Here is a 20578-nt window from a genome sequence, read left to right as displayed (position 1 = left end):
CCTTTCGAGGCGCCGGTTTTTTTTGACAAAAGGCATTTCTGGTCCGGCCAACCGGACTTCCAGCCCTAACTTTTTGCTCGTAGATTATCGAAATTGAAAAAACGTTCGCGGCTGTGATATTTTGGCTGCTATTCTGAATGGCGTTCTCGTTTCTCGTTACGGCATTTTTAAGCGACCAGCCGATATAACGGGGAGAACAGGGTATATGCGTTCGGGTTGAGAACGGGCTATTTGTTCGTTCCGGGAGAGTCGGGTTGAAAGATTTGATTGAACTGTTCTGGTTGCGTTACACGGAACTGCAATCTGCTGTCGGCAAGAACGAAGCCGACAAGATCGCAGTGCTGGAGCGTGAGCTCGAACAGCTTCTGGACAAGATCGCCGGCAGCAAGACGGAGAACGCCGAAGAAATTCGCGAGCAGTTCCGTTTCGCCATCGACCTTCTGAACCATGAAGCCGAGGACCTGGGTTGCGTCCAGCGCAACTCCGAAATCCTGAGAACGCTTGTCGATCGTTATGTCGGCCTGTCGCGCAAGTCGAAGGCCGTTGGTGACGAAGACGCCGATATCGGCAGTTTCGAATGGCAGCACCGCCATCTCGTTTTCGATGAGGACATGCTGTCCGATCTCGGAGAGCCCGTTGTCGTCGTCTCTCCCGGTTATCGCGTGTCCTATGCCAATGGTCTGGATACCTTCCAGCGCAATGCGCCCGAGGGGCTGGTCGGCTGCCATATTGCCGAGCTGGTCGGGGTTCACCGTTTCCAGAACGATCTGCGTGAGAAGCTCGACAACTGCTTCAAGGGCGACGCTTCGAAATACACTTACGCGGAAGACAGCAACGGCCATACCGTTGTGAAGTCGCTCGAGATGTCGCCGTGCTATTCCTCGGCCTACAAGCTGGTGGGCGCCATGGTGGTCATCCGCGAAATCGCCGATCGCAGACGCCGCGCGATGGCGTGATGGTAACGGCGTAAGGAAACGCCGTTTATCCCGAAATCAGAGCGTTCAGAAGAGCGCCGATCGAATAGGGGCTGGAGCTGTCCATCATCAGCCTCGCCGCCATGGCGACGCACGAAATCACCAGAAGCGGGCGGATGATCTTTGCGCCGTTCTTCATGGCAAAACGTGAGCCGATCTGCGCGCCGACGAACTGACCAAAGCCCATGGCGAGGCCGAGTTTCCACAGCACTGCACCACCCAGCGCAAACACGACGAAGCCGCCGAAATTAGAGCCGAGATTGAGAAGCTTGGTGTGCGCCGTCGCCTTGAGCATGCCGAAGCCTGCGAGCGCCACGAAGGCCAGCATGTAGAAGGAGCCTGCGCCCGGCCCGAAAACACCGTCATAAAAGCCGATCAGCGGGGCCACAACGGCGCCGAAGATGAACGGCGTCATGCGCTGGTGGCTGTCGATGTCGCTCAGTTGCGGCTTGAAGGCGAAATAGGTGGCAATGGCGATCAGCAGAAACGGCATGATGGCGCGCAGGATATCGGAGGGCACGAAGGCCGCTGCCAGCGCCCCCAGCATGCCGCCCAGCATCGCCATGAATGCCATGGGCAACTGCTTGCGCAGATTGACGTGGCCGCGGCGCGCGTAAGCGATGGTCGCAGAGGCCGAGCCGAACTGCGATTGCAGCTTGTTGGTGCCCAGTGCATCAAGCGGCGGAATGCCCATGATGAGCATGGCCGGAATGGTGATGAGGCCGCCTCCACCCGCGATGGAATCGATAAATCCGGCAAAAACGGCAACCAGAATGAGAACCAGGAATACGTGGAGGGCGATGTCTTGCACTGAAAAAATCCGGGAGAAAACGGACGCGGGGAGGTGGGCTTCTTCTTTCACCTAAACGATGCCGGTGCAATGATTTTATAAGTCATCCGCTTCGATATTCGGATCGTCCCCGGCTTGCGGCGGCGGCGCTTATGGCTATGGTGCGTGGCGTGCCGCCGGTCAGTTCCGGCAGTGCCGGAATTTTGGAGCAGGACGACAATGTATAAAGTGATTTTCGATACGGACCCCGGTGTGGACGATGCCATGGCGCTGCTGTTTTTGCACCGCCATCCCGATATCGACCTTATCGGCGTGACGACGGTGTTCGGCAACGCTCCGATCGATATCACCACCCGCAATGCGCTGTTCCTCAAGCAGGAATGGCAGATGACAGCGCCTGTCGCCAAGGGTGCTGGCGTCACCTTCGATCCAGCCCGTCCTGAGCGTCACTGGCCGACCCTCATTCACGGCGAGAACGGTCTTGGCGACATCGATATTCCCGAGACCATCGACCTGCCGCTCGATCCGCGTTCGGCGCATGATTTCATCATCGACACGGTCAAGGCCAATCCGGGCGAAGTGACGCTGATTGCCGTTGGCCGCATGACGAACCTTGCGCTTGCGCTGCGTCAGGAGCCGGATTTCGCCGCACTGGTGAAAGACGTCATCATCATGGGCGGCGCCTTCGACATGAACGGCAACGTTTCGCCCGCCGCAGAAGCCAATATCCACGGCGACCCGGAAGCGGCCGATCTGGTCTTCACCGCGCCCTGGCGCGTCACCGTCGTTGGTCTCGACGTGACCACCAAGACGGTCATGACGAGCGCATTTCTCGACGAGATGGCGAAGGAGGGCGGCAAGCCCGTCCAGCTTCTGTCGGATCTGTCGCAGTTCTACATCGATTTCTACAAGACCCGCACCGGCGACGGCATGGTGGTGCATGATAGCTGCGCCTGCGTCTATCTGGTGGCGCCCGAGCTGTTCCAGACCCGTAGCGGCCCGATCCGCGTGGTCTGCGGCGGTATTGCCGATGGTCAGACGATTCAGAAGCCGGATGGCCGTGGTTTTCCGCCGGGCCATTGGGATGGTCATCCAAGCCAGCTTATCTGCACGGATATCGAGCCGGAGCGGGTGCTGGATCTGATCAGGGCGGTCATCGTTCGCGGTGAACGCGGCTGATGCCGTAAATGGCGGTTTGAGGTCCGTCGTGACGATTTCGCGTGTCGTGGAATAAAAGTTGAATCGTCACGACCACCTTGAGCATAGCTTGCCTTGCATTTTCCCAGAATCTGGCGTTATGCAAGGTCTTCGATTTCCTGCTGAAATCCATGCGGTTCGCATGAGCCGCTGAAGCTTGTGCCGGTGATGGCAGGGCAGGCGATCGCACAACCGCTTTGCGGACGAAAACCCTTTTATGTTTTTCGGCGCTTTGCGTTACAATGAACAACGCTTGCCGGATGGGTTCGTATCGGCAGCGTTCACCAACAAAAACGAACCTTCGTTATGGGCCGGCAGTCCGGTCCATTTCCATGAGGAAAGAGATGGAAGAGTTTCACAAGGTCAAGCGTCTGCCGCAATACGTCTTCGAACAGGTCAACCGTTTGAAAGCGAGCGCGCGAGCGGGTGGCGCGGATATCATCGACCTTGGCATGGGTAACCCGGATCTGCCGACGCCGAAGGCGATCGTCGACAAGCTCTGCGAAGTGGTTCAGGACCCACGCACCCATCGCTATTCCTCGTCCAAGGGTATTCCCGGCCTTCGCCGCGCGCAGGCCGCCTATTACGCCCGCCGCTTCGGCGTAAAGCTGAACCCGGACACGCAGGTCGTTGCGACCCTCGGTTCCAAGGAAGGCTTCGCCAACATGGCGCAGGCCATCACGGCACCGGGCGATGTCATCCTGTGTCCGAACCCGACATATCCGATCCACGCTTTCGGCTTCCTGATGGCTGGCGGTGTTATCCGTTCGATGAATGTCGAGCCGGATGAAAATTTCTTCGGCCCGCTGGAGCGCGCTGTGCGCCACTCCATTCCGAAGCCTCTGGCGCTGATCATCAACTACCCGTCCAACCCGACGGCGCATGTTGCATCGCTGGATTTCTACAAGGACGTCATCGCGTTTGCGAAGAAGCATGAGCTGATCGTGCTGTCGGACCTTGCCTATTCGGAAATCTATTTCGACGACAACAACCCGCCGCCGTCCGTTCTGGAAGTGCCGGGTGCTATCGACGTGACGGTGGAATTCACCTCCATGTCGAAGACCTTCTCCATGCCCGGCTGGCGCATGGGCTTTGCGGTGGGCAACGAACGCCTGATCGCAGCTCTGACACGCGTGAAGTCCTATCTGGATTACGGCGCGTTCACGCCGATCCAGGTTGCCGCGACGCACGCGCTCAATGGCGACGGTTCCGACATCGCGGAAGTGCGCAATGTCTATCGCCGCCGTCGCGACGTCATGGTCGACACGTTCGGCAAGGCCGGTTTTGAAGTTCCGCCGCCGGCTGCGACGATGTTCGCATGGGCGAAAATCCCGGAAAAGTTCCGCCATCTCGGCTCTCTGGAGTTCTCCAAGCTCCTGGTCGAGAAGGCCGATATCGCCGTTGCTCCCGGCATCGGCTTTGGCGAGATGGGCGATGATTACGTTCGTCTCGCGCTCGTTGAGAACGAGCATCGAATTCGCCAGGCCGCGCGCAATCTGAAGCGCTTCCTGTCGACTGCAGACGAAACGATGCACAACGTCGTTTCTCTGAACGCCCACAGATAAGGGCACCCGAAGGCGGCCGGTCCCGGCCGCCACCATCACCAGCAAATCAGGAACATACCCATGGCAGATTCATTGAGAATCGGCATAGCGGGGCTCGGCACTGTCGGCGCTTCGCTCGTGCGCATCCTCCAGCAGAGAAGCAACGAACTTGCGATTACCTGCGGACGCGCAATTGAGATTATTGCCGTCAGCGCGCGCGACCGTTCGCGCGACCGCGGCATTGATCTCACCGGTATTACCTGGTTTGACACGCCGGAGCAGCTTGCCAGCGAAGCCGATATCGATGTTTTCGTTGAACTGGTCGGCGGTGCGTCCGGACAGGCGGAAAATGCCGTCCGTTCGGCGCTCGCACGTGGTCTCCATGTGGTGACAGCCAACAAGGCTCTGCTTGCCAAGCATGGCGTCGAGCTGGCTGTGCTGGCGGAAGAGAAGGGCGCGCTCCTGAACTTCGAAGCGGCTGTGGCCGGTGGCATCCCGATCATCAAGGCGCTGCGCGAGTCGCTGACCGGCAACCATGTGTCGCGCATCTACGGCATCATGAACGGCACCTGCAATTACATTCTTACGAAGATGGAGAAGGAAGGGCTGTCGTTCGAGGCCTGCCTCAAGGAAGCCCAGCGTCTCGGTTACGCAGAAGCCGATCCGGCTTTCGACATCGAAGGCAACGATACGGCGCACAAGCTGGCGATCCTGACAACGCTTGCTTTCGGCAACAAGATCTCGGCGGACGATATCTACCTCGAAGGCATCACGAATATCTCCATCGAGGATATTCAGGCGGCTGCCGATCTCGGTTACCGCATCAAGCTGCTCGGCGTGGCGCAGGTGACCGAAACCGGCATCGAACAGCGCGTTCATCCGACGATGGTACCGCTCGATTCCGTCATTGCGCAGGTGGACGGCGTGACCAACGCTGTTGCCGTCGAGTCCGATATTCTCGGTGAACTGTTGATGGTCGGTCCTGGTGCCGGCGGCAACGCCACGGCCTCGGCCGTGCTCGGCGACATCGCCGACATCGCCAAGAGCCGTCCGGGCGCACAGCAGGTGCCGGTGCTTGGCCGTCCGGCCAAGGCGCTGACCGAATATCGTCGTGCCAAGATGAAGAGCCACGAGGGCGGATACTTCATTCGTCTGACGGTGAAGGACAAGGCCGGCGTGTTTGCGTCGATCGCCACCCGCATGGCCGACAACAACATCTCGCTGGAATCGATCGTCCAGCACTCGCGCGTTCCCGTTGAAGGCGGCGCGAAGACCATCATTCTCGTTACGCACGCGACGATGGAAGATGCGATTCGCAAGGCGGTAAAGGCGATCAAGAACGAGAAGTATCTCGTCAGCGAACCGCAGGTGATCCGAATCGAGCGGACGTAAGTTTCTCTCGCAGGCAGATGATCTTCAGGAAACGGCGACATTTCAAAGATGTCGCCGTTTTTTATTGCGGTTTGTCAGTCGTGGTGACTTCAGACTGCTGAATTGCCAGCAAATTCTTGAGTTGTGACGGGACAAAGACACTGGAAAATACTCGTATTTCAGAATACGGTTAATGAAGTTCACCGAAGCGAGGGAGGCGCGGCCGTGACATCCATCATTCTCTTCAAGGATTCCAGTCCGTCGCAGGTTGCTGTTGCCCGTTGCAGGGCGCGTCATAGCGCCAATGACAATATCCGCAGCATGGAATTCGACGTCGTCATGCAGGAGCGCAACTGGTGTTCCCTGGCGGTTTTTTCGTCGTTGCTGCTGGTCGGCACGCTTTCCATCGCCAGCCCGTTTTTCTCGATTCTGGCTTTATGACCCCACCTTCAGGCGTTTTTGCTTGAAAAACGCCGATCTGCCCTCTAGCCCATTGTTGAGACAACATGCGCCTTGATGGAAAGGCGCAAGGCAGGACAATGGACAGAATCGCAATGAATGAGCCGGTCGATGCCGTGGCCCGCGCCTTTCTCGGCGTGGAGCGGTCGGCGACTGAGCAGCGTTGGGTGTCGCGGCTCGATCAGGCTGGCCAGAACCGCGCGCTCGCCATGTCACAGGTTCATGGCATTCCAGAACTGATTGCACGCGTGCTGGCGGGACGTGGCGTGGCCGTGGATGATGCCATGGCGTTTCTCGATCCGACCATCCGCTCACTGATGCCCGATCCGCATGTGCTGACCGATTGCGCAAAAGCGGCCGAACGTCTGGCGCAGGCCATAGAGCGCGGCGAAAAGGTTGCGATCTTCGGTGACTATGATGTGGACGGCGCTTCGTCTTCCGCGCTGATGTATCGTTTCCTGCATCATTTCGGCCTGACGCCGGAAATCTACATTCCAGACCGCATTTTCGAGGGCTACGGGCCAAACCCGGCCGCCATGCAGCAACTGGCCGCCAATGGCGCCACACTGATCGTCACCGTCGACTGCGGTTCGACCAGCCATGAATCGCTTGCGGCGGCGCGCGAGGCCGGTACCGATGTCGTCGTCATCGACCACCACCAGGTCGGCACGGAGCTGCCGTATGCGGTGGCGCTGGTCAATCCGAACCGTGAGGACGATCTGTCGGGGCAGGGGCATCTCTGCGCGGCAGGTGTGGTGTTTCTTGTTCTGGTCGCAACGCTGCGTCTGCTGAAAGACCGCAAGCACCGGCAGGCCTTCACGCTCGATCTCCTGTCCTATCTGGATATCGTCGCGCTCGCCACGGTTTGCGATGTCGTGCCGCTCAAGGGGCTGAACCGCGCTTATGTGGTCAAGGGGCTGATTGCGGCCCGCCACATGAATAATGCCGGGCTTGCTGCGCTGTTTCGCAAGGCGGGCCTTGGCGGGCCTGTGACGCCTTATCATTTCGGCTTTCTGATCGGCCCACGTATCAACGCCGGCGGTCGTATCGGTGACGCGGCACTCGGCAGCCGGCTGCTGACGCTTGATGATACGGTCGAGGCGGAAGTCATTGCCGAAAAGCTGGATGAGCTCAATCGCGAGCGTCAGGCGATGGAAGCCGCCATGCTGGCTGAAGCCGAGGCCGAGGCGCTGTTCGAATATGGCGACGGCACGGGTGCCGGCGTGATCGTCACGGCGCGCGAGAACTGGCATCCGGGTATTGTCGGCCTGCTGGCCTCGCGCCTCAAGGATCGCTTTCGCCGTCCGGCCTTTGCCATTGCTTTCGATCCCTCGGGGAAGGGCACGGGCTCGGGCCGCTCGATCAATGGTTTCGACCTTGGCAAGATGGTGCGTACCGCCGTGGACATGGGTCTGCTGGTCAAGGGTGGTGGTCACGCCATGGCAGCCGGTCTCACCGTCGAGCGTGCCAATCTCGGCAAGCTCAGAGCCTTTTTCGAGGAGAGCGCTGCCAAGACGGTCAGTACGCTGGTTGAAAACAGCGTGCTGAAGATTGACGGTGCCATCGGTGCATCCGGTGCGACCCTGCAATTGATCGACCAGCTGGAGCAGGCCGGGCCATATGGCTCCGGTCATTCGCAGCCAGTCTTTGCCATTCCAGCCCACCGCCTGCGCGATGTGCGCCTGGTTGGCACCTCGCACGTCAAGGTGACGCTGGAGGCGATGGATGGCTCACGGCTCGATGGTATCGCATTTCGCGCCGCAGAGGCGCCTCTGGGGCAATTGCTGCTCAATTCTCGCGGTAAGCTTCTCCACGTCGCAGGCACGCTTGGTGCGGATCTGTGGCAGGGACAGAAGCGCGTGCAGCTTCGTCTTCTCGATGCTGCCCTGTCTCCCTGACAAGTCTGTCTGATAGCGCTCCGGCGGCGTCCTGACGGGCCGAAAGGCCAGCAGGTTACATTCTTCCTGCAGAGAGCCTGATACGCCAAACCGTTGCGCGGTTTTGCGGCGCTGGTCTGCGTCTGAAGAAGTATTCAAGCCGAGGGGAGGAGGACCGAAATATCGCGATACGGTTCACGTCACGTTTGATCGCAAACGTATGTCGCGACGTTCAAGACGTTGCTGTAACTCTATGATTTTATGAGAGAAGCAAGTGGCACGCCCTAGGGGAGTCGAACCCCTCTTTTCAGAATGAAAATCTGACGTCCTAACCGATAGACGAAGGGCGCGTGCGCTTGTGGTGTGGCGCCCTTATAGTCAGGCTCCGGATTCTCCGCAAGCGGCAAAATGCATTTTTTTCGTCTGAACGACATTTTTTTTAATTGGCTGCCGAAGCCTGTGGAAAACTGGCTTCAAAATCGGCAAGCGATTGAAAATATGAGGATATTCTAAAGGGCCTAAACGGTGAGGTGCGCCGAAGGCACCTATATTTTCGCTGACATCATCGGGTGCGGTTATGATCCGACAAAATGATGCGCAGCGGACGCGTGACGACCGGGGAGGTGTCCTCGAAGCGTTATTCTGGGCGATGGATAATGGCAGTGAAACTGGAGACGCAGATCGACAGATCAAAGCAATGTTTGAAGCCAGATCAGATTGTCTTGGGGAGATTAACCCCACAAGTGGCACGCCCTAGGGGAGTCGAACCCCTCTTTTCAGAATGAAAATCTGACGTCCTAACCGATAGACGAAGGGCGCGTGCGCTTGTGGTGTGGCGCCCTTATAGTCAGGCTCTTGAATGTCCGCAAGCGGAAAATTGCATGATTTGACAAAAAAATGACAAGGCACTCCAGAAGCCCTGCAAAACAAGGATTTTCGTTTCGTAACAGATAGTTAATTCGTGTCGTTGAGGTGCTATTCAACCCTGTTCGAAGCCTTTGATTGCCGGAAATGTCACAAGAGATTCGAATTTCCGGAATCGCTGCGGCCCAAAAAAATCGCCGAAAACTGCGATCGGCCAATAAAAAACGGGGCCATTGAGGCCCCGTCTGATGAAGGTTCGATGTTTCTTCGATCCTGGTGAAGAATCTGGCCTAGTGCAGAATCTGGCTGAGGAAGAGCTTGGTGCGCTCGTGCTGCGGATTGTCGAAGAACTCCTGCGGGGAGTTCTGTTCGACGATCTGGCCCTGATCCATGAAGATCACCCGGTTTGCCACCTGACGAGCAAAACCCATTTCGTGGGTCACGCACAGCATGGTCATGCCGTCTTCGGCAAGGCTCACCATCGTATCCAGCACTTCCTTGACCATTTCCGGGTCAAGTGCCGAGGTCGGTTCGTCGAACAGCATGATCTTCGGCTTCATGCACAGCGAGCGGGCGATTGCCACACGCTGCTGCTGACCACCGGAAAGCTGACCGGGATATTTGTTGGCCTGCTCGGGGATCTTGACGCGCTTGAGGTAGTGCATCGCCACTTCCTCGGCCTCCTTCTTCGGCATCTTGCGAACCCAGATCGGTGCCAGCGTGCAGTTTTCCAGGATCGTCAGATGCGGGAAGAGGTTGAAGTGCTGGAACACCATGCCGACTTCGCGACGCACTTCATCGATCTTCTTCAGGTCGTTGGTGAGTTCGATACCGTCAACGAAGATGTTGCCCGACTGGTGTTCTTCCAGACGGTTGATGCAGCGGATCATGGTCGACTTGCCGGAACCGGAAGGGCCGGCAATGACGATGCGCTCGCCGCGCATGACCTTGAGGTTGATGTCGCGCAGCACGTGGAAATCGCCGTACCACTTGTTCATGCCGACGATTTCGATTGCAACGTCGGTTGCCGAAACGGCCAGTTTTTTTGCTTGGGTTTCTGCCATTTGAGCGTCCCTTATCGTTTGTGCCCGGTGTCGAGGTGCCGTTCCATGAAGGCAGAATAACGCGACATGCCGAAGCAGAATATCCAGAAAATGAAACCGGCGAAGATGAGGCCGGTAATGGGCGTGACAGGCGTGATCCATGTCGTGTCGGTAAAGTTCAGGCGGACGATGCCGAGCAGGTCGAACATACCGATGATCGAGACGAGGGACGTATCCTTGAACAGGCCGATGAAGGTGTTGACGATGCCTGGGATGACCAGCTTGATCGCCTGCGGCAGAATGATCAGACGCATCTTCTGCCAATAACCGAGACCGAGAGAATCGGCGCCTTCGGACTGCCCCTTGGGGATCGCCTGCAGGCCGCCACGGATCACTTCGGCCATATAGGCAGAGGCGAAGAGGGCGACACCGACCAGCGCACGCAGGAAGTTGTCGATCGTCCAGCCTGTCGGCAGGAAGAGCGGCAACATCACGTTGGCCATGAACAGAACCGTGATCAGAGGCACACCGCGCACCACCTCGATAAAGGTGACACACAGCATCTTCACGACGGGCATGTTCGACCGACGGCCGAGCGCCAGAAGAATACCGAGCGGCAGCGATACCGCGATACCGACGAAGGACAGGATCAACGTCACCATCAGGCCACCCCAGAGCGGGGTTTCGACACGTTCCAGTCCGAAGCCGCCATGCAGGATGAAGAAGGCAACGACCGGGAAGATGACGAACAGCAGAAGGGCGTTCAGGCCCTTGTGCGGCAGCTTGGGGATGAGCAGAGGGACGAGGAGGGCGATGAACAGGATGCCGACCAGCATGGGACGCCAGCGCTCATCGAGCGGATAACGACCGAAGATGAACTGCGAAAAGCGATCCTGTACGAATGCCCAGCAGGCACCGCTCCAGCCATCCGGCTGGACGCCGCCCTGTGCAACGCTGAGGCAGGCGGTGCGGTCTGCACCGAACCAGCTTGCCTGCAGGAAAAGCCAGTTGATTGCGCCCGGAAGAATGGCGAACACGATCAACAGACCGATGATCGTCAGGATCACGTCCTTGGGCGTTGCCAGGAGGTTGCTGCGCACCCAGCCGGCAATGTTCTTTTCGCTGTGCGGCGGAGGCTCCGGCGCAAGCATGCTGGAACGAACGAAGTGAATGTTTCTGGTGTCCATGGCTTATCTCTCCACCAGAGCCATCTTGGCGTTGAACCAGTTCATGAACAGCGACGTTGCGAGACTGATGCTGAGATAAACGACGATCCAGATCGAGACTATTTCAACAGCCTGACCGGTCTGGTTCATGGTCGTGCCGCCGGTGGAAACGAGTTCCGGATAACCGATGGCGACGCCAAGCGACGAGTTCTTCGTGAGGTTGAGATACTGGCTTGTCAGCGGCGGAATGATGATGCGCATTGCCTGCGGCACCACGACGAGGCGCGTGGTCAGGCCCGGCTGGACGCCGAGAGCCGTCGAGGCTTCCGTCTGGCCCTTGGAAACGCCGCGAATACCGGCACGGATGATTTCCGCGATGAAGGCCGCCGTATAGAACGACAGTGCCAGGTAAAGCGCGAAGAATTCCGGCAGGATCGTGCCGCCACCCGTCAGGTTGAAACGTCCGGCTACAGGAATGTCGAACGTGATGGGTGCGCCGAGCGCCAGGAAGGTGATGAGCGGCAGTCCGATAATCAGCGCGATGGCGGTCCAGAGGATCGGGAACCGCTGGCCGGTCGCCATCTGGCGCTTTGTTGCCCATTTGTAGACCCCAACCGTCGCGATGATCCCGACAAGGATCGCGACCGCGATCATCCAGGCGTTTTCGCCCCAGATGGGCTTGGGAAACACCAGGCCGCGGTTGTTGAGGAAAACGTTGAATGGCAGCGCGAGAGATTCGCGCACGTTCGGCAGCGCTCTGAGGACGCCCGAATACCAGAAGAAGATGACCAGCAACGGTGGGATGTTGCGGAAGACTTCAACATAGACGGTGCACAGCTTGGCAATCAGCCAGTTGCCGGAAAGGCGGCCGATACCGACGATGAAGCCGATGATCGTTGCCGTGACGATGCCGATTGCCGCAACCATCAAGGTGTTGAGGAAGCCGACAACGAGTGCTCGTCCATAGGTGGAGTTGCTGCTGTATTCGATCAGCGTATCGCCGATATCGAAACCGGAACGGCCTGCGAGGAAGCCGTAACCGGACGCGGTGTTGGAACGTGCGAGGTTCGTCGCCACGTTGTGCCCGATCCACCAGACGGAGATCACCAGAACAACGATGGTCAGAATCTGGAAGGCGATAGAACGAATTTTGGGATCGTAGATCAATGAGCGGGTCGTTCGCCCGCCGGAAGGCGCAATTGTAGCCTGATCAGTCATGCTTGCCCGGTCCCCGAAAGATATGGCCTGTTTGGCCCATTGTTTTGTTTTTATAGGCAGACAAGGCGGCCAGCGGCCGCCTTGTTCAGTGTTTTATGCGACCGCTTAGCGGATCGGCGGTGCGTATTGCAGACCGCCCTTCGACCACAGAGCGTTCAGGCCGCGCTCGATCTTGAGCGGGGTGCCCGTACCGATGTTGCGCTCAAAGACTTCGCCGTAGTTGCCGACGCCCTTGATGATGTTGTAGGCCCAGTCGTTGGTCAGGCCGAGGTCGGTACCGATCTTGGTGTCGGCTTCAGCGCCGAGGAAGCGGCGGATGTCCGGGTTGGTCGAGTTCTTCATCTCGTCGACGTTGGCCTTGGTGATGCCGAACTCTTCAGCCTGTACCAGCGCGTAACCAGCCCAGGAAACGATGTCGAACCACTTGTCGTCGCCCTGGCGGACGGCCGGGCCAAGCGGCTCCTTGGAGATGATTTCCGGCAGAACGATATGGTCATCCGGGTTGCTCAGCGACAGGCGGATCGAATACAGGCCCGACTGGTCGGTGGTGTAAACGTCGCAACGGCCAGCCTGGTAGGCGGCGTTCACTTCTTCGAGCTTTTCGAAGACGACTGGGTTGTACTGCAGGTTGTTGGCCTTGAAGTAGTCGGCGAGGTTGAGTTCGGTGGTCGTACCGGACTGAACGCAGACGGCTGCGCCGGACAGTTCAAGAGCGGACTTTACGTTGAGGCTCTTCGGGACCATGAAGCCCTGGCCGTCGTAATAGTTGACGTAACGGAAGTTGAAGCCGAGCGCGGTGTCGCGGCTGATCGTCCAGGTGGTGTTACGTGCCAGGAGATCGATTTCGCCAGACTGCAGAGCGGTGAAGCGGCTCTGTGCGGTCGTGGGCGTGAATTTTACCTTTTTGGGATCGTTGAAGATAGCAGACGCGACTGCGCGGCAGTAATCGACGTCGAAGCCAGTCCATTCACCAGCCGAATCCGGCGATGCGAAACCTGCAAGACCTGTGTTGACGCCGCACTGAACGAAACCCTTTGCCTTAACGTCGTCCAGTGTCGCAGCCGAAGCGAATGACGCTCCCCCCAAAACCGCAGCGCCAACAGCGGCTGACAGAATTGCCTTTTTCATTTTTCCCAACCTTTGTTTGTTCTCATCTAATTGGAAGAGGGTCTGCGTGATTGTGTTCCCCCAGTTCCCCCTTCGGCGTATCTTTTTGATCCGCCTTGTACATCACAGTCGACATTCCGGCTTGGGTCAAGACTTGCGAGCAATAATTGTGCCTACAAAACGGAATTTTCCAAAATTTGACTTTAAACAGTGCATAGGATGAAAAAATAAGCATGTTTTGGCAAAAATTTACGCGTGCATATTTTTTGTATACTTTTTGCGTGCTGTTTTTGAGGCAAAACGGTACGGTTCGGTGTCATCGTTGAGGGCTTGACCTTGGGTTGCGCGCTCAGCATTGTCGCTCGCGTCAAACATCTTCGAAAGCTGATCCGCAATGACCAAGAAAAATGACCTGCGCGCAGGCGCAGGTGTGAATACCCGCCTGGCCCATGGCGGCAACGACCCGTATGACTGCTTCGGTTTCGTCAATCCCCCCATCGTTCGTGGTTCCACGGTCCTTTTTCCCGATGCGAAGACGCTTGCGACGGAAGACCAGAAATACACCTACGGCACGCATGGCACGCCCACGACGGATGCGCTCTGCAATCTGGTCAACGAGCTGGAGGGTTCTGCCGGCACGATTCTCGTGCCATCGGGTCTGGCTGCGGTCACGGTTCCGTTTCTTGCCTACCTCTCGGCCGGCGATCACGCCCTGATCGTGGATTCGGTCTATTTCCCGACACGGCGTTTCTGCAATGTGATGCTGCGCAAGCTCGGTGTGGAGATCGACTATTACGATCCTTCGATCGGTGCAGGCATCGAAAAGCTCATTCGCCCGAACACCAGGCTCATCCACACCGAAGCGCCGGGTTCGAACACCTTCGAAATTCAGGATATCGCGGCGATCACTGCCGTCGCGCATAAATATGACTGTGTCGTCACCATGGATAACACCTGGGCGACGCCGCTTTATTTCAAGCCGCTGGATTTTGGTGTCGACGTGTCGATCCATGCGGCGACGAAATATCCCTCCGGTCATTCCGATGTGTTGATGGGCTTCGTTTCCTCCAACGAGAAGCACTGGAAGGCGCTTTACCAGGCCAATGCCAATCTCGGCATCTGCGTGACGTCCGATGACGCCTACCAGATCCTGCGCGGCCTGCGCACCATGGGCGTGCGGCTGGAGCACCACCAGAAAAGCGCGCTCGACATCGCCACCTGGCTGGAAGGCCGCGACGATGTGCTGCGGGTTCTGCATCCGGCCTTGCCGAGTTTTCCGGGGCACGATCTCTGGAAGCGCGATTTCAAGGGCGCAAGCGGCGTGTTCTCCTTCGTGCTCAAGGCGGAAGACGGAAAGTTCAAGGAGGCGGCGCAGGCCTTCCTCGATGCGCTGACGTTCTTTGGTCTCGGTTATTCCTGGGGCGGTTACGAATCGCTGGCCGTCATGGTGTCGCTGGCCGACCGAACAGTTGCCAAGGGCCCGAGCGAAGGTCCGGTCATCCGTCTGCAGATCGGCCTTGAAGATGTTGCCGATCTCAAGAAGGATCTCGAGATCGGTTTTGCAGCCGCTGCGGCGGTCTGAGCAGAGCGATCAGCCTTCGGCGCGGTAGCCGTAGAGCCAGTCGAAGTCCTTGAGAAAGGCCTGCGTCGGGCGCGTGGCGAAAACAAAGTCCCTTCCCAGGCGGAAGGGACCGCGGGCGTGATAGGCGAAACGATTGACGGAGGCCCGCTTGCGGGCCTTTTCAATGCGAGGCAGACGCAGGGCCTCGAAGGAGGCCAGCGCCTGCGGCAGGGACAGGGCACCCGTGACCTTGCCCGCCAGTTCGAAGGCGTCCTCGATGGCCATGGCGGCTCCCTGCGCGGCAAAAGGCATCATCGCGTGGGCGGCGTCGCCGATCAGCACGGTGTCGCGGCCATTGTGCCAGTGTCCGGCACCGGCCTGGTACAGCGGCCAGAAGGTCGGCTGCTCTGCAGAGGCAAGCAATTTGACGATTTCCGGGTTCCAGTCGCGAAACTGCTGCATCAGCATCGTCTTGTGCTGGCCGCTCGATTCTGCCCGCCATGTGGCGCCGGGGTCCGGGCCAAGCGCAATCGCCACGATGTTGAGGCCACCGACCTCTTTCAGAGGATAGGCAACGATGTGGCCGCGCGGGCCGAGATAGGCCGTGACGGCGCGCTTGTTGACGGAAGACGGCACGTCGCGGTCGTTGACGGTGAAACGCCAGGCGACATTTCCCGAAAAGGTCGACAAGGGTGCTGACGGCACGGAAAAACGCGCGGCAGACCAGACGCCATCGGCACCGACAATCAGGTCGTGTTCGCGAAAGGTGAGTGCGGCGATGGTCTCGGCTTTTGCATTCTCAATACGCTTGCCAAGATGCAGATGGCAGAGCGGATTGCGCATCACCGCCTCATGGAGCGCCCTTTGCAGGGTGGCGCGGTGAAGAACGCCGTAAGGCTGGCCCCAGCGGGAGCGCGCAACCGCGCCGACCGGCAGGGAAAGAAGCGTGGCAAGCGACTTGCCGGATGCTAGGTCGATGCTGACCGGCTCGGTCCAGCGCGCTTCGAGCTGCGGCAGCACCTCGAGTTCCGCCAGAATGCGTGCGGCGTTCGGCGAGACCTGAAGACCGGCGCCGACTTCTGCAAGTTCGGGCGCCTGTTCGAGAATGTCGCAGCTCACGCCCTTGCGGGCAAAAGAAAGCGCAGCGGTAAGACCGGCGATGCCGGCACCGACAATAGCAACGGATTTAACGGGCATTGGAAGCCCCAATCAGGAAAAAGAAGGGATCAGGCCGCCTTCACGTGAAAGACGCAGCCCGGAGGATTGGTCTGCTCGGCCTTCAGCGACGGGTTGTAGCGGTAAAGCGTGGAGCAGTACGAACAGACTTTTTCGTTGTCGTCGCCCATGTCGATGAAAATATGGGGGTGATCGTAAGGAACCGAAGCGCCGGTGCACATGAATTCCTTGACGCCGATCTCGATCATGCGGTGTCCGCCGTCGTTCTGGAAGTGGGGAATGGAATGCCCGGCCATGCTTGTCTCCAAATGCGAAATTGTGGGTGAGCCTCACGCCGTCAACGCGGCCAGGCTCATTGTTGCGGATATGTAGCCTCAAACGCGTTGCATCTCCATAAAAATCGTCAGGAAAACATGTTCAACCATGCGATTTCCTGCCATATGGTCCGGCAAAAAGGATGTCTTTGATGAATCTCAACACGCCGCAGTTTTCCGATTTTTCTCACGATGGCCTGCGTCTGGCCTATTTCGATGAGGGTGATCCTGCTGGCGAGCCGGTTTTGCTCATTCATGGCTTTGCCTCCAGCGCCAACGTCAACTGGGTTCATCCCGGATGGCTGAAGACGCTGGGAGAGGCGGGATACCGGGTGATCGCCATCGACAATCGCGGCCATGGCGCAAGCGACAAACCGCATGACACGGAGGCTTATTATCCATCCGTCATGGCTGGCGATGCCGTGGCGCTGCTCAATCATCTGGGAATTCCGGAAGCGCATATCATGGGATATTCCATGGGCGCCCGTATCTCCGCCTTTCTGACACTCGCGCATCCGGAACGGGTGCGGTCTCTGGTATTCGGCGGGCTCGGCATCGGCATGGTCGATGGCGTCGGCGACTGGGACCCTATTGCCGAGGCGCTGCTTGCGCCGTCGCTCGATGTGGTGACGCATGAGCGTGGCCGCATGTTCCGGGCGTTTGCCGATCAGACGAAAAGCGACCGGCTGGCGCTGGCTGCGTGTATCGAGACCTCGCGTGTTCTCGTCAGCCGCGAAGACATGGGCAAAATCGACGTTCCGACCTTGATCGGCGTCGGCACCAAGGACGATATTGCCGGTTCGGGTGAAGAACTTGCCGCCCTTATGCCGCATGCACGTGCCATCGACATTCCCGGCCGCGATCATATGCTTGCCGTCGGCGACAGGGTGTTCAAGGCTGCGGTTCTGGAGTTTTACGCCAGTCTCTAAAAGCCGCGCCCGGCAAGAAACGCTTTTTCATCAATGATGAAGAAAAACTGAGGCTATCCCGCCTTTAAAGTCGTCGTTCGAATCCCATTTCTAACGGACGTCTTTTTTTGTATAAAGAACGACCACGTTCATGAGGAGGCCATTCATGGTCGCACGTACCGAGGCCCGTCAGCAGGATCAACTGGCGATCGTCGACCCGATCTGGGGAAGTCTGCTGCACGAGGCGCGCACCGCTGCTGCGCAAGATCCGCTGCTGTCGGCATTCCTGTATTCGACCATCCTCAATCATCGTTCGCTGGAAGAGTGCGTGATCTACCGGATCTGCGAACTCCTAGACCATCCCGACATGCAGGCCGTTCTTCTGCGCCAGACGTTCCAGGACATGCTGGAAGACTGGCCGGAATGGGGCAGTGTGCTGCGCGTCGATATCCAGGCCGTCTACGACCGTGACCCGGCCTGCACGCGGTTCATGGAGCCGCTTCTGTATTTCAAGGGTTTCCACGCCATCCAGACGCACCGCCTCGCGCACTGGCTGCTGCAGAAGGGCCGCAGGGACTTTGCGTTCTATCTGCAAAGTCGTTCGTCCTCGATTTTCCAGACGGACATCAACCCGGCTGCGCGGATCGGCAAGGGGATCTTCCTCGATCATGCGACCGGGCTTGTCGTAGGGGAAACCGCCGTCATCGGCGACAACGTCTCCATTCTGCATGGTGTGACGCTGGGCGGTACGGGCAAGGAAGGCGCCGACCGCCATCCGAAGATCGGCAATGGCGTGATGATCGGCGCAGGCGCCAAGATTCTCGGCAATATCGAGATCGGCAGCTGCTCGCGCATTGCCGCAGGCTCCGTCGTTCTGAAGCATGTGCCGCCCAAGACCACCGTGGCGGGTGTTCCAGCGCGCGTGGTAGGAGAGGCTGGGTGTTCGGAGCCCTCACGCCTGATGGATCAGGTCATCGGTGCCGATATCTGACATGTGATCAAACGTCCGTGTGGAACATGCGGACAGTTTCCCGCTTTCACTTTACTTTCGCCGTTAAGCCATGCCAAAAGCGGCGCACTTGACGCGAACATTCGGGATCGGAGCGGTCTTGGTGTGGCGTGGAATTTTCAGAAGCACGGCGTCCTTGTGGCGCGCCCTGGATGGGTGCGCGGCGCCGTGGGAACCGCACAGGAGAACAGTGGTGAAAGCCGACGAAATCAAAAAGCTCGACGCCTATTTCAAGCGCACCTTCAACCCCGAAATGGTGGTCAAGGCCCGTCCGCGCAAGGACGATTCCGCTGAAGTCTATCTCGGCGACGAGTTCCTGGGCGTTGTCTACATCGACGACGAAGACGGCGACCGTTCCTACAACTTCTCCATGGCGATCCTCGACGTGGATCTCTGATCGTCGCCGCAAGGTGATGTCAGGTCATGTGACTTAAAAAAGAACGCCCGCAACGGTCTTCGTTGCGGGCGTTTCTGTTTGTTTGTGATGATGCATCGCCGCGCGGTGACATTATCTGTCGAGCGGCTTGCGCAGGCGGCCGGCGGCATCCTGAATATATTGCCAGGCGACGCGACCGGAGCGTCCGCCACGCGTCGTTGCCCATTCCAGCGCTTCGTGATGCAGCGTCTGCTTGTCGAGACCCAGATCGAAATGCGCAGCGTAGCTGTCGATCATTGTCAGGTAATCGTCCTGGCCGCATTTGTGGAAGCCGAGCCAGAGGCCGAAACGGTCCGACAGCGACACCTTTTCCTCGACGGCCTCGGATGGGTTGATAGCGGTCGACTGCTCGTTTTCCATCATGTGGCGCGGCAAGAGGTGGCGGCGGTTGGAGGTTGCGTAGAACAGTACATTGTCCGGCCGACCCTCGATGCCGCCGTCGAGCGCTGCCTTCAGCGACTTGTAGGCGGTATCGTCGTGGTCGAAGGACAGGTCGTCACAGAAGACGATGACGCGCTGCGAGGACGATTTGAGGATGTCGAGGAGGGCGGGCAGGGTATGGATATCCTCGCGGTGAACTTCCACCAGCTTCAGCGATACGCCGCTTGCGGCACGCACATCTTCGTGAACGGCTTTGACCAGCGAGGACTTGCCCATGCCGCGTGCGCCCCAGAGCAGCACGTTGTTGGCGGCAAAACCCTCGGCAAAACGCAGCGTGTTTTCATGCAGGATGTCGCGCACATGGTCTACACCGCGGATGAGTTTCAGCGCGATGCGGTTGGGGCGTGCAACCGGCTGCAGCCAGGAATTGGCAGGCACCCAGACGAAGCAGTCGGCAGCATTCCAGTCATTTACGGCCGGGGCGGGGCCGGCAAGGCGTTCTACGGCGGTGGCCAGTCTGCGCAGTTCTGCAAGAAGAAGGGACGCGGTTTCTTCCTGAATCATGATGTTTCTCCCGCTTTTGGCATGTTCAAAACGATGTTTTCGGCCCCGCCTAGCATGGCGTTTCGGGCACATAAAGGTTAAGAGGTCCGGAATCGGTACGGCGTGTCCCTTGCATCTGTTGCATTCACGGCGTTCCCCACTATATTCCGGCGACTTGAAAGCTGGGGCGGCATCTTTGGATGGTGCTGTAATCTGAGGAGTTTTATATGTTCATTAGTCAAGCTTTTGCGCAGGATGCAGCAGGCGGTACGTCTGCACTCGGCTCCGGCCTTGAGATGCTTTTCCTGTTTGCACCGCTTATGGTGGTCTGGTACTTTTTCCTGATCCGCCCGCAGCGCGCGCAGATGAAAAAGCGTCAGGAAACCCTGTCTTCTGTTCGCCGTGGTGATCAGGTCGTTCTGGGTGGCGGCATCGTCGGCAAGGTGACGAAAGTTATCGACGACAATGAACTCGAAGTTGAAATCGCCGAAGGCGTGAAGATCCGTGCCGCACGCGCTTACATTGCTGAAGTGCGCGTCAAGGGCGAAGTGGTCAAGACGGAAGCCGCTTCCTGATCCTGCCGGAATAACGAACCTTTGACGGGTTGCGGATTCCGCGACCCCCAACCCTGACCGAGATC

At 58.5% G+C, this 20578-nt stretch carries 19 protein-coding genes and 2 tRNA genes; 11 read left to right on the top strand and 10 right to left on the bottom strand.

The features are described from left to right. Positions 1–254 precede the first annotated feature (254 nt). Positions 255–956, top strand: a complete 702-nt coding sequence (locus tag FY156_08060) for a hypothetical protein (GenBank protein UXS01434.1) — start codon at positions 255–257, stop codon at positions 954–956. Positions 957–981: 25 nt separating this feature from the next. Here FY156_08060 and FY156_08055 read toward each other — a convergent pair whose 3' ends face one another. Beyond that, positions 982–1785 carry a TSUP family transporter gene (locus FY156_08055; GenBank protein ID UXS01433.1) on the bottom strand — a complete coding sequence of 268 codons (804 nt, stop codon included), beginning with the start codon at positions 1783–1785 and terminating at the stop codon, positions 982–984. Positions 1786–1983: 198 nt separating this feature from the next. On the opposite strand from FY156_08055, the gene FY156_08050 reads away from it, so the two are divergent. From FY156_08050 to recJ, 5 genes are all read left to right on the top strand, one after another. After that, complete coding sequence (locus tag FY156_08050; protein ID UXS01432.1) at positions 1984–2943, top strand: nucleoside hydrolase; 960 nt, start codon at positions 1984–1986, stop codon at positions 2941–2943. Between the two features lie 362 nt (positions 2944–3305). Next, entirely contained in the window at positions 3306–4526 is a 1221-nt protein-coding gene (locus tag FY156_08045; GenBank protein UXS01431.1) for an LL-diaminopimelate aminotransferase, read from the top strand. Between the two features lie 60 nt (positions 4527–4586). After that, positions 4587–5897: a homoserine dehydrogenase gene (locus tag FY156_08040; protein UXS01430.1), complete on the top strand. Its 1311-nt coding sequence runs from the start codon at positions 4587–4589 to the stop codon at positions 5895–5897. A gap of 204 nt (positions 5898–6101) precedes the next feature. Next, entirely contained in the window at positions 6102–6317 is a 216-nt protein-coding gene (locus FY156_08035; protein UXS01429.1) for a hypothetical protein, read from the top strand. A gap of 113 nt (positions 6318–6430) precedes the next feature. Then, positions 6431–8233 carry a single-stranded-DNA-specific exonuclease RecJ gene (recJ, locus tag FY156_08030; GenBank protein UXS03077.1) on the top strand — a complete coding sequence of 601 codons (1803 nt, stop codon included), beginning with the start codon at positions 6431–6433 and terminating at the stop codon, positions 8231–8233. Positions 8234–8487: 254 nt separating this feature from the next. On the opposite strand, the gene FY156_08025 is transcribed toward recJ, so the two are convergent. The 6 genes from FY156_08025 to FY156_08000 all read right to left on the bottom strand — a co-directional run bounded on the left by FY156_08025 (position 8488) and on the right by FY156_08000 (position 13631). Continuing rightward, positions 8488–8562: transfer RNA gene (locus FY156_08025), tRNA-Glu, on the bottom strand. A 394-nt stretch (positions 8563–8956) separates the two neighbouring features. Further along, a tRNA-Glu gene (locus FY156_08020) sits at positions 8957–9031 on the bottom strand. Positions 9032–9366: 335 nt separating this feature from the next. After that, positions 9367–10140 carry an amino acid ABC transporter ATP-binding protein gene (locus tag FY156_08015; protein UXS01428.1) on the bottom strand — a complete coding sequence of 258 codons (774 nt, stop codon included), beginning with the start codon at positions 10138–10140 and terminating at the stop codon, positions 9367–9369. Between the two features lie 11 nt (positions 10141–10151). After that, on the bottom strand, positions 10152–11306 hold the full coding sequence (locus FY156_08010) for an amino acid ABC transporter permease (protein ID UXS01427.1): 1155 nt from the start codon (positions 11304–11306) through the stop codon (positions 10152–10154). Positions 11307–11309: 3 nt separating this feature from the next. Further along, on the bottom strand, positions 11310–12503 hold the full coding sequence (locus FY156_08005) for an amino acid ABC transporter permease (protein ID UXS01426.1): 1194 nt from the start codon (positions 12501–12503) through the stop codon (positions 11310–11312). A 105-nt stretch (positions 12504–12608) separates the two neighbouring features. After that, on the bottom strand, positions 12609–13631 hold the full coding sequence (locus FY156_08000; GenBank protein UXS01425.1) for an amino acid ABC transporter substrate-binding protein: 1023 nt from the start codon (positions 13629–13631) through the stop codon (positions 12609–12611). Positions 13632–14004: 373 nt separating this feature from the next. Here FY156_08000 and FY156_07995 point away from each other — a divergent pair, with 373 nt between their 5' ends. After that, positions 14005–15192, top strand: a complete 1188-nt coding sequence (locus FY156_07995; GenBank protein ID UXS01424.1) for a cystathionine beta-lyase — start codon at positions 14005–14007, stop codon at positions 15190–15192. A gap of 9 nt (positions 15193–15201) precedes the next feature. Here FY156_07995 and FY156_07990 read toward each other — a convergent pair whose 3' ends face one another. Continuing rightward, entirely contained in the window at positions 15202–16368 is a 1167-nt protein-coding gene (locus FY156_07990; protein ID UXS01423.1) for an NAD(P)-binding protein, read from the bottom strand. Between the two features lie 29 nt (positions 16369–16397). After that, positions 16398–16643: a zinc-finger domain-containing protein gene (locus FY156_07985; protein ID UXS01422.1), complete on the bottom strand. Its 246-nt coding sequence runs from the start codon at positions 16641–16643 to the stop codon at positions 16398–16400. 170 nt (positions 16644–16813) lie between these two features. Here FY156_07985 and FY156_07980 point away from each other — a divergent pair, with 170 nt between their 5' ends. The 3 genes from FY156_07980 (at position 16814) to FY156_07970 (ending at position 18975) form a co-directional block, all read left to right on the top strand. After that, positions 16814–17590 (top strand): alpha/beta hydrolase, encoded by a 777-nt coding sequence (locus FY156_07980; GenBank protein ID UXS01421.1) that lies wholly within the window; start codon positions 16814–16816, stop codon positions 17588–17590. Positions 17591–17735: 145 nt separating this feature from the next. Then, complete coding sequence (cysE, locus tag FY156_07975; GenBank protein UXS01420.1) at positions 17736–18560, top strand: serine O-acetyltransferase; 825 nt, start codon at positions 17736–17738, stop codon at positions 18558–18560. Between the two features lie 211 nt (positions 18561–18771). Continuing rightward, a complete protein-coding gene (locus FY156_07970) occupies positions 18772–18975 on the top strand; it encodes a DUF3126 family protein (GenBank protein ID UXS01419.1) in 204 nt (67 codons plus the stop codon). Positions 18976–19086: 111 nt separating this feature from the next. Here FY156_07970 and FY156_07965 read toward each other — a convergent pair whose 3' ends face one another. Continuing rightward, the gene (locus FY156_07965) at positions 19087–19959 is read right to left on the bottom strand and encodes an ATP-binding protein (GenBank protein ID UXS01418.1); all 873 of its coding nucleotides are present in this window, start codon (positions 19957–19959) and stop codon (positions 19087–19089) included. 206 nt (positions 19960–20165) lie between these two features. On the opposite strand from FY156_07965, the gene yajC reads away from it, so the two are divergent. After that, complete coding sequence (gene yajC, locus FY156_07960; protein UXS01417.1) at positions 20166–20513, top strand: preprotein translocase subunit YajC; 348 nt, start codon at positions 20166–20168, stop codon at positions 20511–20513. Positions 20514–20578 lie beyond the last annotated feature (65 nt).

Origin of the sequence: Agrobacterium tumefaciens (assembly GCA_025559845.1) — a bacterium.
Taxonomy (GTDB): Bacteria; Pseudomonadota; Alphaproteobacteria; order Rhizobiales; family Rhizobiaceae; genus Agrobacterium.
Note: the sequence above shows the minus strand (reverse complement) of the source record. Positions and strands in the feature narration are given on the sequence as shown.